The organism is Prosthecobacter sp. (assembly GCF_044227185.1).
GTDB lineage: Bacteria > Verrucomicrobiota > Verrucomicrobiia > Verrucomicrobiales > Verrucomicrobiaceae > Prosthecobacter.
Genome location: NZ_JBGAFO010000008.1, coordinates 369,543 through 386,553 on the forward strand (window position 1 = coordinate 369,543; position 17,011 = coordinate 386,553).

15 protein-coding genes are annotated in these 17,011 nt (G+C 62.8%); 4 read left to right on the plus strand and 11 right to left on the minus strand.

The genetic code is table 11. The features are described from left to right. Nucleotides 1-157: 157 nt before the first annotated feature. Entirely contained in the window at nt 158-1,195 is a 1,038-nt protein-coding gene (locus ACILSQ_RS20290) for a hypothetical protein (protein ID WP_395745477.1), read from the minus strand. A gap of 26 nt (nt 1,196-1,221) precedes the next feature. After that, nucleotides 1,222-3,993: a formate dehydrogenase subunit alpha gene (gene fdhF, locus ACILSQ_RS20295; RefSeq protein ID WP_395745478.1), complete on the minus strand. Its 2,772-nt coding sequence runs from the start codon at nt 3,991-3,993 to the stop codon at nt 1,222-1,224. A gap of 158 nt (nt 3,994-4,151) precedes the next feature. On the opposite strand from fdhF, the gene ACILSQ_RS20300 reads away from it, so the two are divergent. Continuing rightward, nucleotides 4,152-4,487 (plus strand): DUF433 domain-containing protein, encoded by a 336-nt coding sequence (locus tag ACILSQ_RS20300; protein ID WP_395745479.1) that lies wholly within the window; start codon nt 4,152-4,154, stop codon nt 4,485-4,487. Then, entirely contained in the window at nt 4,484-4,825 is a 342-nt protein-coding gene (locus ACILSQ_RS20305) for a DUF5615 family PIN-like protein (RefSeq protein WP_395745480.1), read from the plus strand. The genes ACILSQ_RS20300 and ACILSQ_RS20305 overlap by 4 nt, the downstream gene beginning before the upstream one ends. A gap of 14 nt (nt 4,826-4,839) precedes the next feature. Here ACILSQ_RS20305 and ACILSQ_RS20310 read toward each other — a convergent pair whose 3' ends face one another. Genes ACILSQ_RS20310 through ACILSQ_RS20330 form a run of 5 tightly spaced genes read right to left on the minus strand, consistent with a single transcriptional unit; the run spans nt 4,840 to nt 10,224 of the window. Continuing rightward, nucleotides 4,840-5,031 (minus strand): hypothetical protein, encoded by a 192-nt coding sequence (locus tag ACILSQ_RS20310; protein WP_395745481.1) that lies wholly within the window; start codon nt 5,029-5,031, stop codon nt 4,840-4,842. Between the two features lie 36 nt (nt 5,032-5,067). Then, a complete protein-coding gene (locus ACILSQ_RS20315) occupies nt 5,068-6,732 on the minus strand; it encodes an NADH-ubiquinone oxidoreductase-F iron-sulfur binding region domain-containing protein (RefSeq protein ID WP_395745482.1) in 1,665 nt (554 codons plus the stop codon). 58 nt (nt 6,733-6,790) lie between these two features. Next, nucleotides 6,791-8,983 (minus strand): hypothetical protein, encoded by a 2,193-nt coding sequence (locus ACILSQ_RS20320; RefSeq protein ID WP_395745483.1) that lies wholly within the window; start codon nt 8,981-8,983, stop codon nt 6,791-6,793. Nucleotides 8,984-9,043: 60 nt separating this feature from the next. After that, a complete protein-coding gene (locus tag ACILSQ_RS20325; RefSeq protein WP_395745484.1) occupies nt 9,044-9,484 on the minus strand; it encodes a rhodanese-like domain-containing protein in 441 nt (146 codons plus the stop codon). Between the two features lie 20 nt (nt 9,485-9,504). Beyond that, nucleotides 9,505-10,224, minus strand: coding sequence for a DUF1573 domain-containing protein (locus tag ACILSQ_RS20330; RefSeq protein ID WP_395745485.1), 720 nt, complete (start codon nt 10,222-10,224; stop codon nt 9,505-9,507). Nucleotides 10,225-10,303: 79 nt separating this feature from the next. Between ACILSQ_RS20330 and ACILSQ_RS20335 the strand changes: the two genes are divergently transcribed. Beyond that, complete coding sequence (locus tag ACILSQ_RS20335; protein ID WP_395745486.1) at nt 10,304-11,122, plus strand: sugar phosphate isomerase/epimerase family protein; 819 nt, start codon at nt 10,304-10,306, stop codon at nt 11,120-11,122. Nucleotides 11,123-11,601: 479 nt separating this feature from the next. On the opposite strand, the gene ACILSQ_RS20340 is transcribed toward ACILSQ_RS20335, so the two are convergent. The 4 genes from ACILSQ_RS20340 to ACILSQ_RS20355 all read right to left on the minus strand — a co-directional run bounded on the left by ACILSQ_RS20340 (nt 11,602) and on the right by ACILSQ_RS20355 (nt 15,035). Further along, nucleotides 11,602-11,898 carry a hypothetical protein gene (locus ACILSQ_RS20340; protein ID WP_395745487.1) on the minus strand — a complete coding sequence of 99 codons (297 nt, stop codon included), beginning with the start codon at nt 11,896-11,898 and terminating at the stop codon, nt 11,602-11,604. After that, the gene (locus ACILSQ_RS20345) at nt 11,899-12,273 is read right to left on the minus strand and encodes a hypothetical protein (RefSeq protein WP_395745488.1); all 375 of its coding nucleotides are present in this window, start codon (nt 12,271-12,273) and stop codon (nt 11,899-11,901) included. It lies immediately after the preceding gene. An 81-nt stretch (nt 12,274-12,354) separates the two neighbouring features. Then, a complete protein-coding gene (locus tag ACILSQ_RS20350; protein ID WP_395745489.1) occupies nt 12,355-13,005 on the minus strand; it encodes a hypothetical protein in 651 nt (216 codons plus the stop codon). Between the two features lie 596 nt (nt 13,006-13,601). Then, a complete protein-coding gene (locus ACILSQ_RS20355) occupies nt 13,602-15,035 on the minus strand; it encodes a hypothetical protein (RefSeq protein ID WP_395745490.1) in 1,434 nt (477 codons plus the stop codon). Nucleotides 15,036-15,194: 159 nt separating this feature from the next. Between ACILSQ_RS20355 and ACILSQ_RS20360 the strand changes: the two genes are divergently transcribed. Continuing rightward, on the plus strand, nt 15,195-16,736 hold the full coding sequence (locus ACILSQ_RS20360) for a sialidase family protein (RefSeq protein ID WP_395745491.1): 1,542 nt from the start codon (nt 15,195-15,197) through the stop codon (nt 16,734-16,736). Nucleotides 16,737-17,011: the final 275 nt, after the last annotated feature.

Genomic DNA, 17,011 nt, shown 5'->3' on the forward strand with positions numbered 1-17,011 from the left:
CAGGTCTCTGTCTCTTGCCTAGCTCTGTCGGCAGACGGTTCATGATCACATCATAATAAGGAGGACTTCCGGCGGTCATAGTCTGCCGCCAGTTTCAGTTCTTCCAAGACTCGTTGTGTGAAATGGGTGTGAAGCCCCCAACGGTCAGCGCCACACCTCACTCCTTGTTCTTCGGAGCTTCGCCTGCGCCCCACTCAATGCTGCCCAGCGCCTGAATCGCCGCGAGAAAATCAGCATCTTTCGCATCGTCGGCAAAGATCGTGACCGTACCTAGGACATCCTCCTCGGGCGCGACGAAGCCGGATGAGATGACCTTCGCCTTGCCAGGCTCGATCGGTTTGTCCACGAGAGCCGCATCGGTAAAAACAGCCTGGCAGCCCACGCCATGCTTCAGCGGGATGTCCTGCCAGTTCCCCGCGCCTTCCACCGCGTCAGGCGGGGCAAACCGCTGCGCCGTCAGCCGGAGGTCCTGCTGGGTCTTGTAGCGCACCGCGCTGTTGAAAAAAGTCATCTTCCAGTTTTTGTTCGGATCAGTGGCGGAGAAAAGCGAGAGTGTGTGCTGCTCTCCCGCTCCGATGCCCCGCGTCACGCAGTGGTTCCCCACCTGCCAGCCCGCCGGCACCACGAGCCGCAGTTTACCCATGCCGCCCATCGCAAACTCCTGCGGCTCTGCTTTGGGCCGGGCAAACGTGCAGTAGACGAGAGATTCGCCCAGCGTTTTGAGCATCCGTGCGTCGTCCTCAGTGGGTGAAATCACCGAGGCATGCACATCCACCCATTTGCCCAGGAGCTCGAAGTAGCAGTTGATGTTCGCCAGCGTCATCTTTTCCCCCTGGCTCTCATCCACCGTCACATACTCCACGCATTCGCACCATTCGGCGCTCCAGATCTTGATGCTCTCCTTCTGGATCATCGGGTTGGCACTGGCCTTCTGCCAGAAGTGATCACGGCAGGCCTTGCTGTCACCGCCACCCGGGGGCTGCGCCTCCACGAAAACCGAGACATTGAACCGCCCCGCATTGCCGCGATAAATCAGTCCGTCTGCATCGCAATGCTGGCTCTCCACCGCCAGCACCGGCCCCTGAAGCCGGATGCGCCATCCCTCGCCCACCACGGGAACGATCAGCGTTTCGGCTCCCAGCCTCAGGCTGCTGAGCACGCAGACCAGCAGCACCGCCATAGCAGCATTCCTCATACGCTCGACATCCTTGGGCACGCTTTTCACACCAGCGCAGGCGCAAAGCCGTCCTTCTGCTTCTTCTTGAGCTTGCCCATGCGCACCAGCTCCACATCAGCGGCCACCACCTTGTACTCGGGGCAGAGGGTGTCGCCATCGCAGCCTTGGCCGGTGACGTTGTTCACCATGGCTTCAGGGAAGTGGAAGGTGGTGTAGAGCACGCCGGGCTTCACCTCATCCGTCACGCGGGCCTCCAGCTCCACCTCGCCGCGCGCGCTGGAGAGGCGCGTGATGTCCCCGGTGCGGATGCCTTTGCGTTTGGCGTCCTCGGGATTGATGGAGAGGAAGTCCTGGCCGACGATGTCGCTGTTGCCGGTGCGGCGCGTCATGGTGCCGCAGTTGTAGTGCTCCAGAATGCGCCCGGTGGTGAGGATGAAGGGGAAGGCCTCTCCATTCGTCCGCAGCTCGGTGGACTCCTCCCAGGGGAAGAAATGGAAGTGCCCCTTGCCGCGGGCAAACTGCTCCTGGTGCATGATCTGCGTGTCCACGCCGCCTTCTTTGACCGGCCACTGCTTGCCATTGATGCCCAGGTTTTCCCAGGTGGCGCCTTTGAAGAACGGCACAATGCGCGCGATCTCCGCCAGCACGCCATCCGGCGTGTAGTCCGCCTGCGCCACGCCGAAGCGCTGCAGCACCTCGCACATGATCTGGCCGTCCGGCTTCGTGCCTTCCAGCGGCTTCACGGCGGCGTTCACACGCTGCACCCGGCGCTCGGCATTGGTAAAGGTGCCGCTCTTTTCCAGGAAGGAGGAAGCGGGCAGGATGACGTCCGCATACTTCGCCGTCTCCGTCATGAAAATCTCCTGCACCACCAGGTACTCCAGGCTCTCCATGGCATGGCGCACGTGGTGCGCATCCGGGTCCGTCTGCACCACGTCCTCGCCCATCAGCCAGAGCGCCTTCAGCCGGCCCTCCACGGCGGCGTCAAACATCTGCGGGATCTTCCAGCCCGGCTCCGAGGGGGAAGGCACGCCGTAAAACTCCTCGTAGCGCTTCTGCACTTCCACATCCGCCATTTCAAAATAGCCCGCGCCTTGGTGCGGCTGGCAGCCCATGTCTGCCGCGCCCTGCACATTGTTCTGGCCGCGCAGCGGGTTCACACCCACGCCGGGCCGGCCGATGTTTCCGGTCATCATCGCCAGATTGGAGATAAGCATCACGGTCTTCGCGCCCTGCTGGTGCTCCGTCACGCCCAGGCCGTGGAAGCTCATGGCGGCCTCCGCGGAGGCGTACTCGATGGCCGAGGCACGCACTTGCTCAATGCTGACGCCAGTGATCTTCTCCAGCTCCGCGAGATCGAGCGCGCGCAGGCCGCTTTCAAACTCCTCCCAGTTTTCGCAGCGCTTCCGCACAAACTCCGTCTTCACCAGACCGGCGTCGAGGATGCAGCGCGCAAACATGTTCAGCAGCGCCACGTTGGTGCCGGGGCGGAGCTGCAGGTGGTGCTTCGCATACGGCACCAGCTCGATCTTGCGCGGGTCGATCACGATCAGCGGCGTACCTTTCATGATGTGCTGCTTCAGGCGTGCGCCCGTCACCGGGTGGCCTTCCGTCGGATTCGCACCGATGACGAGGATGCAGCGCGTGTGCTCGATGTCCTCATACGAATTCGTCGCCGCACCCGTGCCAAAGCTCTTCTGCATGCCCCAGGCCGTGGGGGAGTGGCACACGCGGGCGCAGCAGTCGATGTTGTTCGTGCCCATCACATTGCGGATGAACTTCTGCATGAGGTAGTTTTCCTCATTCGTGCAGCGCGCGGAGGAGATGCCCGCCACCGCCTGACCACCATGCTCGCTCTTGATGCGGGTCAGGTTGGCGAAGATGTGGTCATAGGCCTCCTCCCACGTCGCTTCTTTGAACTGCCCGTCCGGCTGCTTGATCAGCGGCTTGCGCAGGCGGTCCTTGTGATTGTAAAACTTGAAGGCAAAGCGGCCTTTGAGGCAGGTGTGCGCGTGGTTCACCTCCGCATCCACCGGCGCCTGGATGCTCAGCACCTGGTCGCCCTTCGTGGCCACGTTCAGATTGCAGCCCACACCGCAGTAGGTGCAGATGGTGCGCGTCTTCTTCGTCGCCTCGACGGACTTGGAGAAAAACACATCGCTGATCGCCGAAGTCGGGCAGGCCTGGGAGCAGGCGCCGCAGGACACGCACTCGGAATCCGCAAACGACTCGTCCAGCCCCTTGATGATTTTCGCATTGAAGCCGCGGCCGTGCATGGAGAGCACGTGCTGGCCCTGGATCTCATCGCACGCGCGCACGCAGCGGGAGCAGTTGATGCACTTCGCCAGCTCGGAGGTCATGTAGGCGTGCGAGTGGTCCTTCTTGCGGTCAAGATGGTTCGCGCCCGCCGGATAGCGCACCTTGCGGATGCCCACCTTCGCCGCCACCGTCTGCAGCTCGCAGTTTCCACTGACCTCGCAGGTCAGACAGTCCAGCGGGTGGTCCGTCAGCACCAGTTCCACGATGTTCTTGCGCAGCCTGCGCACTTTCTGGGATTCGGTGAAGACATGCATCCCCGCCGTCAGCGGCGTGTGGCAGGAAGCCACGACACGACGCGGCCCGTCCGCCTGCAGCGCCACCTCCACCGAGCACACACGGCAGGCCCCATAAGGCTCCAGCTGCGGCGCATCACAAAGCGTCGGCACATGCCCCCGCCCCCGATGCCGGTCGATGAAATTTAAGAGCGTGTCACCTTCATTGAACGAATAGGCATCGCCATCAATGAAAGCAGTGAGGGTGGAAAGATCCTTGACCATGGGTGCGCGCGTAAGGTGGTGGGGCTGGAAAACAGTTTACTGAATAGAACCGCCTTCGGGAAGGTGTTTTCGCAGGAAATTCATGGGTTTTTCAGGCGCGGAGACTGGACTGAAAAGACCTGGTGCGGGGCTGTGGGGGCGATGCTAAGCTCCATGCAATGACTCCGACCTTTGAGAGCATCTATGACTCCGTGCTGCATCTGCCCCGCGGTGAGCAGGTGCGCCTGCTGGCCATGGTGGCGCTGAAGGTGGCCGATGCCAGCCCGGGGATTGACTTCGATGACCGTGTCTGCGGCGGCGCGGCCAGGATCGTGCGCACACGCATTCCGGTGTGGCTGCTCGAGTCCCTCCGGCGGGGTGGCAGGACCGATGCCGAGCTCCTGGCCGCCTACCCCAGCCTGACCGCCGAAGATCTGGCCAACGCCTGGCTTTATGCCCGCACCCACCGGGAGGAGATGGACCGCGAAATCGCCGCCAATGGTGACGAGGCATGAAGGCGCGGCTCTACTCGAACGAAAACTTTCCCCTGCCCGTGGTGGAGGCGCTGCGACGGATGGGCCACGATGTGCTGACCACGCATAACGTCGGCAAATCCAATGAGGGCGTGCCTGACGACGAAGTGCTGGCTTATGCCATTGCCGAAGATCGGGCCGTGCTGAAACACAATAGGAAGGACTACATCCGCCTGCATCGCCTGAATCCGGCGCACGCGGGTATCATTGTGTGCACCAGCAATCCTGATTTCCCAGCACTCGCGATAAAGATTGATGCCACCCTCTCCACCATGGACTCCTTGAGAGACGTGCTGCTGCGTGTGAATCGGGGAGATTGATCCATCCACAGGAGTCATTGTACCCGTTGTGGCGTCAGAAATTCCTCGCGATCTGCCTTGTCAATCATAATGACCTCAACCGCATCGAAGGGCTGTGTGCCGGTAAAGACGAGAAAGCCCTCACGATCCACAAGCTGCGCGGCTTCGGCCTCCACTTCGTCCAGCCGGGACGGCATGTTTGCTTCCATGGTTAAGGTGGCATTCATGCCCCCATTTTATAATCCACCGAATCATTCACAAGCTCAGCTCTGAAAATACCCCTTCAGCTCCCCATCAAAATGCTGCAACGCATTCTTAATCGGCAGCGGCACGCCGCCACCCAGCGCGCAGAGGCTCGTCTGCTCCATCGTATCGAGCAGATCGGTGATGAGTTCGCGGTCGATCTTAAAGCTCGAATCAGCACGGGCTTTCGCCACGAGTTCCTTCCCTCGCGTGCTGCCGAGGCGGCAGGGGAAGCATTTGCCGCAGCTTTCGTCTGCGGTGAACTGGAACATGTGCTGGATGTACTCGATCATCGGCATCGTCTCGGGGATGCTGACGACGCCGGCGTGGCCCAGGAGGAAGCCAGCTTTCTTGAAGCTTTCGAAATCCACCGTGAGCTGACCAATGTGGGACATGGGGACGATGCCGCCTAGCGGGCCGCCGATCTGCACGGCCTTGATCTTCGTTTTGAAACCGCCGGCGAGGTCGAAGACCGTCTGCAGCGGCGTGCCCATGGCGACTTCATAAATGCCTGGCTTCACGAAATGCGAATCCAGCGAGAGCAGCTTCGGCCCGGTGGACTGCGGCGTGCCGATCTGCGCATACGCCTTGCCGCCCATGGTGAGGATGGCACGCAGGTTGGCGAAGGTTTCCACGTTGTTGACGATCGTCGGCTTGCGGAAGAGGCCTTCGATGGTGGGGAATGGCGGGCGGGTGCGCACTTCGGGGCGCTGGCCTTCGATGCTGGCGAGCAGCGCGGTTTCTTCTCCACAAATGTAGGCGCCTGCGCCCTTGATGGTCTTCAGCATGTAGTTGAAGCCGGTGCCGAGGATGTTCTTCCCCAGCAGGCCCGCGGCGCGCAGGTCCTCGATGGCTTCGTTGACGATGGTCACTGAATCCGGATACTCCGCGCGGATGTAGAGGATGCCATTCTCCGCGCCGGCATACCAGCCCGCCACCATCATGCCCAGCAGCACGCTGTGCGGCTGCTTTTCCATGAGGTATTTGTCGATGTAGGCTCCGGGGTCGCCCTCATCCGCATTGCAGACGATGTACTTCACCGCGCCTTCCGCGGCACGGCAGCTCGCCCACTTGAAGTGCATGGGGAAGCCCGCGCCGCCACGGCCGCGCAGCCCGCTGTCCTTGAGCTCGGCGTTCAGCGCATCGCGGTCACCGGTGGTGATGAGTTTTTTAAAGGGCTCGTAGTAGGCGTCGATGCCCGGAAAATCCGCGGTGAGAATGGGCGTCGGCAGATGGGAGACCACGGCGTAGCGGTCCTCGGCATCGCCCTTCCCGGTCTTCACCAGGTCGGCCACGGCGGCATCGCTCTGCCCTGAATAATTCTTCCCCTGATACTGAAAAGCCCCGCCCTCATGGCAGCGGCCCAGGCAGCAGATGTGGCCAATCTCCTCCTTCTTGAACTGCGTCTCCAGCGTGTGGTGCAGGTGCTCCTGCGTGCCGGCGCACAGGCAGGCGCTGCCATTGCAGACGAACACCTTCTTCCCCTCGTTCTCCTTTTTCAGGAAGTCGTAGAAGGACACCGCGCCAAGCGTGAGCGCGTCTCCAAACAGGTGCTCCTGCCCCATCTGGTGCACGAGATCGTTCTTCTCCGCCGTGCCCGCCTTTTCGGCGGCATCGACCATGCGTTCAAAGACGTTCTTTTCGACACCTTTGCGGAAAGAGAGGGCGCTGAGATTTTTGGACATGCGTTGGGAGGGCAAGACTAACGGGCAATTCCTGCGAATGCATGCGCAAAAGTTGAGATTAAACCGCTTCCACGATGATCTTTTCGCCCCTCACCTCGCGCACGCGGACGGCCGTGCCGCTCTGAATGTAGCCGCCCTCCACCATCGCCTCGATCAGACGCCCGCTGATGTCGATGGTGCCGTAGGGCCGCAGTGCGCTGCGGGCGATGCCGCTGTCCCCTTCCCGGGCCTTGATCGCGGCCTGCATGGCCGGTGCGTCCAGCAGCGTGCCGCCCGCGGAGGTCTGCAGAATGAGCGAGCGGAAGGGCCGCAGGTCCGGCAGCCACAGGCACACGAGTGTGATGATGACCGCCGCGCCCGTGACGCCCAGCGCAAAGTTGCGGAAGCCCGTGGCATACGCGGTGAAATGGAAGCCCCCCGAGGCGCTGCCATCCGTCGGCGGCAGCTCCCAGCCGGACATGGCATAGATCAGGGCCACCATCACGCAGATGAAACCCAGGATGCCCGGCAGGATGGTCCCCGGCGCAGCCAGCAGCTCCACACCGATCAGCACAATGCCGATGATGAACACCGCGGCCACCACCATGGTCTCCTGCCCCGCCAGACTGCCCGCCACGTAGTGCCCGAAGAAAAACAGCGCAAACGCCCCGATGGAAACAAAACCCGGCAGGCCAAAGCCCGGTGTCTGCATTTCCAGATAACCGCCCGCGAGCCCGACCAAAATCAAGATGGCCGCCCAGCGCGTCACCCAGATGGCGATCTGTTCAAAACCCGTCGGCTCCGCGGTGATCAGCTCTCCCTTCAGCCCTTCGAGCCGCTTGATGTCATCGAGCGATTTCACGATGCCTTTCGCCAGCAGCGGCCTGCCATTGATCAGCATCGTCGCCTGCTCGGAGTCCAGCGTCACGATCTCCCCCTTCGGAATGATCACCTGCCCGTTGATGCTCAGCCCGCGGTCCATGTCGATCATCCCTTCGATGATGCGCACGTCATGCCCCTTCTCCCGCACCACGGTTCGCGCCATGCCCATGAAGGCGGAGTTGTTCTTCGCGCGCTCCGCCTGCGCCAGTGGCGTGCCATCGCCTGACACCGGGGTGGAGGCGCCGATGGCGCTCGCGGGCGCCATGTAGATCGCGTCCGTGGCCATGGCGATCATCGCCCCGGCGGAAATCGCCCGCGTGTTCACAAAGGCAAAGCTGCGCGACTTCAGATTTTGCAGGTCCTGCATCATCAGGCTGATCGTGTCCCAGGCCAACCCGCCCGGCGTGTCCAGCTCAAAGACCACCGCCTCCGCGCCGTCGTTGTTGCAGCGGGTGAGCGTGCGCTTCATGAATTCAAACCGCGCCGGAATGATAAGGTCATCCCTGCCCACGGGAATGACCACCACCTTGCCCGCGTAGCTCTGGCTGTGTACAAAGGCGGGCGCGGCATGCTCCGGGACGGAGCCGGGTTTCGCCTCGGCGGCAGGTTTCGCTTCCGGCGTGCCCTTGGCGTCTGCCACGGCCGCGGCCCGTTTGTTTTCGGCCTCGCCACGTTTCTCATACCAGGCCGCGTTCAGAGTCAGCAGCTTTCCCGGGGGCGTGGCGGACTTTGCCAGAGACTCCACATCTGCCACGATGCCGCGCGCCAGCAGCGCCTTGCCATCCACGGGCTGCACCGCAGTGTCGGCATCCAGCAGCAGCAGTTCGCCCTTTTCCGCCAGCGTGCCGCCCAGCACCAGGCCCTTCTCGCGGTCCACAAAGGCATCCGCGATCTCCGGGCGGTGGCCCTTCAGCTTGCACAGGCTGCGCGCCCCCGCCTTCAGCACGGCCAGAGACTCCGCCAGCAGCGTGTCCTGCGCTTTTTGAGAGAGGGAGTCATCCACCGTCACCTTCGGCGGTGCCGCGCCGATGCGCGAGCCCGGCGCCATCCAGATCTCATCGCAGGCCAGCGCCAGCAGCGCACCGCCGCCCACGGCGGAGGTGTTCACATACGCATGCGTTTTGATCTTCAGCCGCGCGATCTCCTCTGCCAGCGGCAGCACCGCCTGGGCGTGGCTCTGCGTCACCTGGATGTCCAGCACCAGTCCGGCCGCGCCCTGCTTGATCGCCTCATCCATCCACAGGCGCATCTCACGCCAGCGCCGGAGGTCTTCGATGTCCGAATCCGTCACCCCCACCCGTGCCAGTTGCCCGCTGAGCGCCGGTGCGGCAGAACCCGTGGCTGACAGCAGTCCCAGGCATGCCAGCAGAATAAAACGGTGAATTTGCATGCCCCAGACTACGAGAATCCCGCTCCCGTGCAACCCCTGCCCGCACTCTCTCCCCTGCCACTACTTCTTCTCCGCTTCCTTCCACGCGTTCCACCCGCCTTTGAGCACAAAGGCGTTCTCGATGGGCAGCCGCAGCTTCAGTTCCTCCAGGATCTTCCGGCTGGCCTCACACTTCGCGGCATTGCAGTACACGATGATGGGCTTCGTGTTCGTCTGCAGGGTGTCCAGCAGGCCGAAGAGCTGCTCGTCAAAGCGCTGCTCATTCAGCAGCACCGCGCCCGGCACGTGCCCGGCATCATACTGCTCCTGGATGCGCGCATCGATCCACAGCACCTTTCCCTGCCACTTTTCCTGGATCACCTTCATGGAGACCTCGTCATTTCGCAGCGGCTCCTGCACCAGATACAGCGCCGGCGCCCGCGGGTGCCAGACATGCGTGGCCCAGGCCGCCGTAGCGGCGAGCAGGATGAGAAAGGCGGCCTGAAGAATGGCGGAGATCATACAACGGCCAGGTTGCTCAATCAAGGCTTGGCGGCTGCAGGCACGGCCGCCGTGGCGGGCGCAGGCTGCGACTCCGGCTTTTTAGTGATGGTGAAAAACGCGAGCTGGTAGCGGTATTTGTCCAGAGAACTGTTCGTCTCGATCTTCAGCGCCCCCATCGTGGTGTCATTCGTGCTGTCCGGCGTCACGGTGATGAGGTACTCCCGCCCTTCCTTGATCTCCTTCCAGGTGAACTTCACATTCTGACGCGTGGGGGTGATGCCCACGATCTTCATCGGCTCCGCGCCCACAAACTGCACCAGGCAGGCCTTCGGCTCCGGCTTGTCGCCGATCCACCACTGCAGGTTCTTCGGCTTGATCTCCACCACCTCAGGCACCTCCAGCACGAAGTTCACCTTCCACTCGGGCTGCTCCTTGTCGTCCGTGCTGACCGTGACAAACTTTTCATACCGCCCCTTGAAGGAGGTCACCTTGAAGGTCGCCGTGCCCGTGCCCACCTCCCCGGGCTGGTACACCTCCTTGTCCAGCGTGGCGCTCAGGCAGGTGCAGGCGCTGTCCAGCTTCAAAATCTTCACCGGCTTGTCCCCCGTGTTCCGGAACTTGAAGGTCGTCGCCACCTCCTCGTCCTCCGGCTTCGGTTTCAGCTCGATCACAGGCACATCGAGCGTGAGCTCCGCATGCACGCACGCGGTGAACGCAAACAACAGGAGAAAGGCTGGGCGGGTGGCTGGCGGGTGCATCTGAAAATATAGCACATCCCGCCCCCCCGAATGCAAGGCATCTTGACGTGTCTGACCAGCCGCGCACTCTCCCCTCCCTATGCGATTTGCCATCTGCAACGAGACCTACCAAAACTGGACCTTCGAAAAAATGTGCGAGGACGCCGCCGCCGCGGGCTACCACGCCATCGAGCTGGCCCCCTTTACCCTGAAGGAAGACCCGCGCGAGCTCACCGTGGAGGAGGCCCTGACCCTTTGCGCCAAGGCCAAGTCCTTCGGCCTGGAAATCCTGGGCCTGCACTGGCTGCTGACAAAGCCCACCTGGTTCCACATCACCACGCCGGATGCCCTGCAGCGCAAGGAGACCGCGAAGTTTGGCCGCCACCTGGCTCAGTTCTGCGGCGCCACCGGCGGCCGCATCATGGTCTGGGGCAGCCCCAAGGCCCGCAACACTCTCCCTGAATGGAACTACGAGGACGCCTTCAAGCGCGCCGCCGACTGCGTGCGCGAGGTGGCGGAGGAGTGCGGCAAATACGGCGTCGTCATCGCCATGGAGCCCCTCGGCCGCAAGGAGACCAACTTCCTCAACACCGCCGAAGAAACCATCCGCCTCTGCAAGCTCGTCGATCACCCCTCCTGCAAGCTGCACCTGGACGTGAAGGCCATGAGCGACGAATCCAAGCCCATCCCCGACATCATCCGTGACAGCAAGGAGTGGACCGTGCACTTCCACACCAACGACCCCAACCTCCGCGGCCCCGGCCAGGGCGAGGTGAAGTACGAGCCCATCATCGCCGCCCTGCGCGAGACCAACTACGACGGCTACCTCTCCGTGGAAGTCTTCGACTACACCCCCGACGCCCCCACCATCGCTCGCCAGAGCATCCAGTACCTCAAGCAGGTCATGGGCCTCAAGTAAAACGGCCGCCGGAGAGACAGGATTCACAGGATGACCAAAGTCACAGGATTTCCAGACCTGCTCGAAAGTCCCCCGTCCCCGGTCTTTTTGTGAATCATGTTGATCCTGTTTTTGAGACTCAAATGGGCTCCCGGCAGGGAGCGGAGAAATTAGATATGGTGAAGCGAAACCGCGAAGCGGTGCAGCGAGAAGCACCGGACTCTGCCCATGCCTGTCTCATATTCAAGTCGCATGCCGAAGGTATGCGAGAAGCGTTCAACCGCTCAGCGCCAACGAGGAATCTTTGCACGGCTCTCGCATGCCTCCGGCATGCGGCCTTGAACTCGGTGGTGGTACTTGTGATCCGGTGGTTCTCGCTCGCCAAGCCTCGCTGACCATATCTAATTCCCGTACTCCCTCCGGGAGCTTCCTCTTCAGCCGCGTCTCACCTCACCGCCTCACTCAGCCTTTCCCACAGCCCGCACCTCCGGTTTCGTCTTCTACTCCACCTTCCCCCGCTCCTGCAGTGCATAGACCACCGGCAGGCACGCCCCCAGCGCATAGCCGCACAGCCAGACGCAGATGCGCGCCCAGTACTTCACCGGCTGCCGGCGGCGGAAGGTCGGCCCCGCATTGTCATCCAGGCAGCCCGTGCTCAGCGCCTGGGTCAACAGGCCCACCACCACGAAGCACCATAGCGGCGCAAACACCGTCATGAAGCTGAACTCATGGAACACCACCCCGCTCACCACCGACACGCCAAACAACCCCCAGAACCACGGCGACTGAAACTGCATCTACCGCACCGGCACCTTCGGCTTCGGCCCGCAGGCCTCCTCCTCGTCCCGCACGATCTGCCACCCCAACCGCCCGCCGCCCCGGATCTCCCCGCACTTCGGACACTCCATCGTCAGCCCCACCGAGCGCCGATGAGATCCCAGCCCCGGCCTTCCGCAAAACGCACAATGCAGCAGCAACCGCCGCCGCATGATCATCCCCACCAGCCCCAGCCCCACCAGCCAATACAACACCATCAGCCCAATGATGGCCCCTTCCATCGGTGACGTGTACCCACACGGCTGCCCCCGTACCATCAGCAGGTTGATGATCCACACCACCCCCAGCACCCACGGCGCGGTGTGAATCGCATAAAAACAAAAACGGAAGCTCATGCGACGGAGTGAAACGGATTCGCGGAGATTTGGCAATGACAGTCTGAGGCGTGAATTGGAACCGGTGCCTTATCACTCATTTCAAGACTTTGCCGCCGCCTCATCGCGTCCCGGCAGGACAGTCTTTTTTCTCGGTTTCCAATTCGCTGTGACACGCTTGCAACCCTTCATTGGAACCAATTCTGCCCTGCGAAAGATCTGGGCTTCCAAGATCCACGGATCACTAATTCTCACAAGAATCAGCTTGTTCCAGTGTCCCGCGAGTTTCACCCTCACACGAGTGATCTTCTTCCAAGGACTTAACGTCTTCACTTCCACAAAGTCATTCCCGATCTTTCCGTCTGAACCTTGAGCGCACTGCCGATGCCGTTTGAGCCCAAACTTCGCCTCCGCAAACACCTCTCCAATTTCTCCGATTTGACGGCCAATGTCCTCTCCTTTTTCCTGTGCCTCATCAGCTTGCCTGATCAGCTTCATCAGCTGCTTCCAAACTTCGCGCGAAGGCCCCCTTGTTTCAGTTGAGGCCTCACGTTCGGGCGCAGGATCACTTGCAGATCGCTCGTCAAGTTCCAGCCATTCTTCATCTTCTTCAAGGACATCCCAGCCTCCCTCTTCGAGTTCAGCCGCCTCCTCCTCGACATAACGATTCATCTCAGACCAGCCTACCCACTCGCCGTCATCCCATACGGCATTCTCGGGACCCAGAGTTTCGCTTGAGGAATGAAAACTCATTGAGTTCAGGGATTGGGGCGCGTTCCTCCACACGCGGGATATCGATCACACCCCCAGAAATCGGACCCGGCATTGGCACCACGTTTGGCCGCGCGGCGTACCATCGTACGACCGCAAACGGGACACGAAGGAGCGGTATCATGGCAAAGGTCCCCGGCACTCATGCGGTCCTTTGCAAAGCCGCCTTCTGCTGGTTGATTCACCCGCGTCAGAAACGTCACCAAGAGATTCAATACCGCCAGAGTCAGGGGCACCGCTGCTCCTATCCATGCAGCGCCTGGCAAGGCTTTAATGATCATCGACAACATTGGATCGTCCAGCCGTACGTCCGGCGCCACCCATCGCATCAGGGCATAGACGACTGCTGCAAGAATGCCGCTCACCCACCAGGGGACGCTGTGCACCAAAATGTAAGGAACCGACTCTTCGCGTCTCGACATCAGTAAATATCGAAACACACATAAGAAATGTCACGCGACATTTATTCCTATTTTCAAATCTCAACAACGCGACGCACCACATCAACGAGAACTCACAGACACAAGTCTTGTGAACTTTCGAGCAAGATTCCGGGGATAAAGCAGTCTCTCTCCCCCCTACTTCTTCTTCTCCGCCTTCAGCGCCGCTTTGTCCGCCTGCAGCGCGGCCATCGCAGCGGCCTGCCTGGCCTTCTGCTTGGCTTCGTACTCAGCCAATGTTTTCGCACGGGCTTCGGCGCGGCGGGCTTTGGCTTCTTCTTCGGCCTGGGTGAACTTGGCGCGCTCGGCGTCCTGCTGGGCCTTCACGGCGGCGGCTTCGGCGGCGCGTTTTTCTTTCTCTTCGCGGATGGCGTCCTTCTCGGCCTGCTGCCTGGCCTTCAGCTCCGCAGCAGCGGCGCGGACGGCTTCTTTCTCGGCTTCAGCCTGGGCTTTGACAGCGGCTTTCTCAGCATCGGCCTGCTCCTTGGCCAGGCGTGCAGCCTCCTTCGCGGCTTCTTTGTCGGCCAGGGCCTGGGCCTTTGCAGCGGCCCTCTCCGCATCGGCCTGTTCCTTGGCGGCACGGGCGGCTTCTTTGGCGGCGGCCTTCTCGGCTTCAGCCTGCTCTTTGGCCAGACGGGCAGCCTCTTTGGCTTCGGCAGCGGCAGCTTTCTCGGCCTCCTTTTGAGCGAGGAGCGCAGCCTTGGCCTCGGCGGCGGCGAGCATGGCGGCCAGTTTCTCCGCCTCGGCCTTCTCCTTGGCGGCGGCCTTCTCAGCGGCCTCCTGCTCCTTGGCGATGCGGGCTGCCTCCTTCGCAGCGGCCTTCTCGGCATCGGCCTGTTCTTTGGCGATTCGTGCGGCCTCCTTGGCGGCGGCTTTTTCGGCTTCAGCCTGCTCCTTGGCCAGGCGGGCGGCTTCTTTGGCAGCCTCCTTCTCGGCCTGTTCGCGGGCCTTGGCCTCGGCCTTCTCCAGGGCGGCCTGCTCTTTGGCTAGGCGTTCGGCCTCCTTGGCAGCCTCCTTTTCAGCCAGCGCCTGGGCTTTGGCCTCGGCGGCGGCGAGCATGGCGGCCAGTTTCTCGGCCTGCGCGCGCTCCTTCGCGGCAATCTTCTCAGCGGCCTCGCGCTCCTTGGCCAGACGGGCCTCCTCCTTCTCAGCGAGGGCGCGGGCTTTGGCCTCCTCCTTTTCGGCCAGTTCCTTGGCCTTGATCGCTGCGGCGGCAGCGCGCATGGCCTCCAGCTCCAACTGCGCCTGCGCCTTCGCAGCGGCTGCAGCCTCCTCCTTGGCGATGCGCGCGGCTTCCTTCGCCTCCAGCGCCGCGATGCGCGCGGCCTCTTTCTCCGCCAGCGCCTGCGCCTTGGCGGCCTCCTTCGCGGCGAGATCGGCGGCCACCCTGGCCTCGATGGCGGCGGTGAGCTGCACGCTGTAATCCAGCAGTTGCTGCCCCAGCTCCGTGGCCGTGGTGGTCAGCGCCGGGGCGGCCTCCTCAAGCACGCGGGGCTGGATTTCAAGCGCCTGAAGTTTCTGCGCGGTGTCTGCAAGAAGAGCGAGGAATTTGGGATCGAGCTTGGTGGTCATTACAGTTGGAAAAAGCAAAAAACGGGTGAGCATGATGGTCCGAGATGGGCGGGTGTAAAGGCGGGAATAATCGCGAAATTTGACCCTCGAATGTGCGGGCCACGTGCTTCGCACCCTTGACCCGCTTGACCTCCTGACCACTCCTTCCGACACCTCCCCATGCCCCGCCCCCTGTTTCTCTCCGCTGCATTGCTTTCCTCCACCATCGCCAGCCTCGCGGCGGAAAATTCCCCGCTCTTTCTGGGTGCCAGCCAGCTCTCCATCGCCACGGGCAAGCCCTCGCTGGTGCTCATGTCCAGCGGCTCCACGCATATCCCGGTGTGGTCGCTTTCCGGAGGCACGGAGGGGCAGTCCGTCTGCGGCGTGGTGCCCGCCCTGCCGCGCGACTGCGGGGGCGTAAAGGTGGAGATCACCGTGACCAGCACGGATGCGGAAACCAGCCCCGCCTTTGAAGACGTGTACCGGGTGCACCTCTCCCAGATGGTGGAGGGCGCCCCCTTCACCGCCCGGCAGCGGCAGGGCGATCCCGTGCGCACCGCGCTGCCCGCCGGCCCTCTGCACTCGCGGAACATCGTATTGGAGTCCTACTACAAAGTGGTATCCGGCGCGCCGCTGACCGTCCGCATTCAGCGCGAGCCCGGCGACCCCGCCGACACCTTCACCCGCCCCACCGGCCTGGCGATGGTGACAGTGACCCCGGTGAAAACACCGCCCGCGCCCCTGGTGGTGCACGACGGCCCCGGCTACAACTCCTGGCCCATGCTGCAGGCCATGGGCGACAAGCTCGTCTGCGTGTACAGCCGCGGCTCCGGCCACACCATCGGCGAGGACGCCCGCGCCACCTACGCGCGCACCTCCACCGACCACGGCAACACGTGGACCGCTGAGACCACCGTGGCGAACTCCCCCGGCTACGGCGACGTGCCCGTGGGCAAAGGCCTGGACTCCACCGGCGCCATGCTGCTGTGGGTGCGCCGCGTGGGCAAAGAGTGGCACCAGGACCTGTACCGCAGCACCGACGGCGTGACCTTCACGCTCATCACCACGCCCAAGCTCGACCCGCGCCCCGTGCAGATCACCGATGTGTTTGCGGTGCCCGGCGTCGGCCTCATGGCCCTGTGGTTCGCCGGTGACTACGGCGACCAGGGCCCCACCCACTCCTGGGGCACGCTGACGAGCAAGGACGACGGCAAGACCTGGACACAGGCCACCATCGAGTCCGGCCTGACCAAAGCGCAGTGGCCCACGGAGCCCTCCGCCGTGTACCTCGGCGAGGGCAAGATCCTCGCCATCGGCCGGTCGGAGGCCGGAGACTCCACCACGGTGCGCACCCAGTTTCAGATGACCTCCACCGACAACGGCGCCACCTGGACACGCCAGCCTACAAACATCAGCGATGTCGTCATCTCCACCCCCAGCCTGATCCTCGATCCCAAGACCGGCCTCATCAGCAACTACTACTACCAGCGCGGCAAAGCCGGCGTCCTGCGCCGCCGCGTGGTGAAAGCGGAAAGCATCTTCGATCATCCCCTGCAGTGGCCCGCCTCCGAAGCCGTCGCCGCCGGCAGCGACAGCACCATCGACGCCGGCAACGTCAACGCCACCGTGATTAGCGACACCCACTACCTTTCGTATTACTCCGGCAAAGCACCGAACACGGCCGTGCTGATGTCTGTGCTGAAGGCACCAGGCGGGGAGTAGGAGCCCCCATCTCTCATAATGGTGAAAGCTGGGCTCCGCTTCCGCCCGTCATTACTCGCTCATTCTCCTGGCTCCCGCGAAGGGCTGAGGACAGCCCTCCCTACCTCCGCGCTGGGCGAGCGGACGCCAGGCGCGGGATCGGGTGGCCCCGACGGGATTAGACCCGTCGAGGCTCCCACACCACCGGACGTGCGGTTTTCCGCATCCGGCGGTTGGAGACGACGCGGGGCTTGTCCCGCGAGGCCAGGTCGGCTGGCGTGATCAGCCCATACTTC

Excerpts from the sequence above, each read along its gene's own strand:
- ACILSQ_RS20315 (WP_395745482.1), bottom strand. The coding sequence starts at position 6,732 with ATGTCCAAAAATCTCAGCGCCCTCTCTTTCCGCAAAGGTGTCGAAAAG.
- ACILSQ_RS20325 (WP_395745484.1), bottom strand. The coding sequence starts at position 9,484 with ATGATCTCCGCCATTCTTCAGGCCGCCTTTCTCATCCTGCTCGCCGCT.
- ACILSQ_RS20300 (WP_395745479.1), top strand. The coding sequence starts at position 4,152 with ATGACTCCGACCTTTGAGAGCATCTATGACTCCGTGCTGCATCTGCCC.
- ACILSQ_RS20320 (WP_395745483.1), bottom strand. The coding sequence starts at position 8,983 with ATGCAAATTCACCGTTTTATTCTGCTGGCATGCCTGGGACTGCTGTCA.
- ACILSQ_RS20290 (WP_395745477.1), bottom strand. The coding sequence starts at position 1,195 with ATGAGGAATGCTGCTATGGCGGTGCTGCTGGTCTGCGTGCTCAGCAGC.
- ACILSQ_RS20305 (WP_395745480.1), top strand. The coding sequence starts at position 4,484 with ATGAAGGCGCGGCTCTACTCGAACGAAAACTTTCCCCTGCCCGTGGTG.
- ACILSQ_RS20345 (WP_395745488.1), bottom strand. The coding sequence starts at position 12,273 with ATGAGCTTCCGTTTTTGTTTTTATGCGATTCACACCGCGCCGTGGGTG.
- ACILSQ_RS20340 (WP_395745487.1), bottom strand. The coding sequence starts at position 11,898 with ATGCAGTTTCAGTCGCCGTGGTTCTGGGGGTTGTTTGGCGTGTCGGTG.
- fdhF (WP_395745478.1), bottom strand. The coding sequence starts at position 3,993 with ATGGTCAAGGATCTTTCCACCCTCACTGCTTTCATTGATGGCGATGCC.
- ACILSQ_RS20355 (WP_395745490.1), bottom strand. The coding sequence starts at position 15,035 with ATGACCACCAAGCTCGATCCCAAATTCCTCGCTCTTCTTGCAGACACC.
- ACILSQ_RS20350 (WP_395745489.1), bottom strand. The coding sequence starts at position 13,005 with ATGAGTTTTCATTCCTCAAGCGAAACTCTGGGTCCCGAGAATGCCGTA.
- ACILSQ_RS20310 (WP_395745481.1), bottom strand. The coding sequence starts at position 5,031 with ATGAATGCCACCTTAACCATGGAAGCAAACATGCCGTCCCGGCTGGAC.
- ACILSQ_RS20335 (WP_395745486.1), top strand. The coding sequence starts at position 10,304 with ATGCGATTTGCCATCTGCAACGAGACCTACCAAAACTGGACCTTCGAA.
- ACILSQ_RS20360 (WP_395745491.1), top strand. The coding sequence starts at position 15,195 with ATGCCCCGCCCCCTGTTTCTCTCCGCTGCATTGCTTTCCTCCACCATC.
- ACILSQ_RS20330 (WP_395745485.1), bottom strand. The coding sequence starts at position 10,224 with ATGCACCCGCCAGCCACCCGCCCAGCCTTTCTCCTGTTGTTTGCGTTC.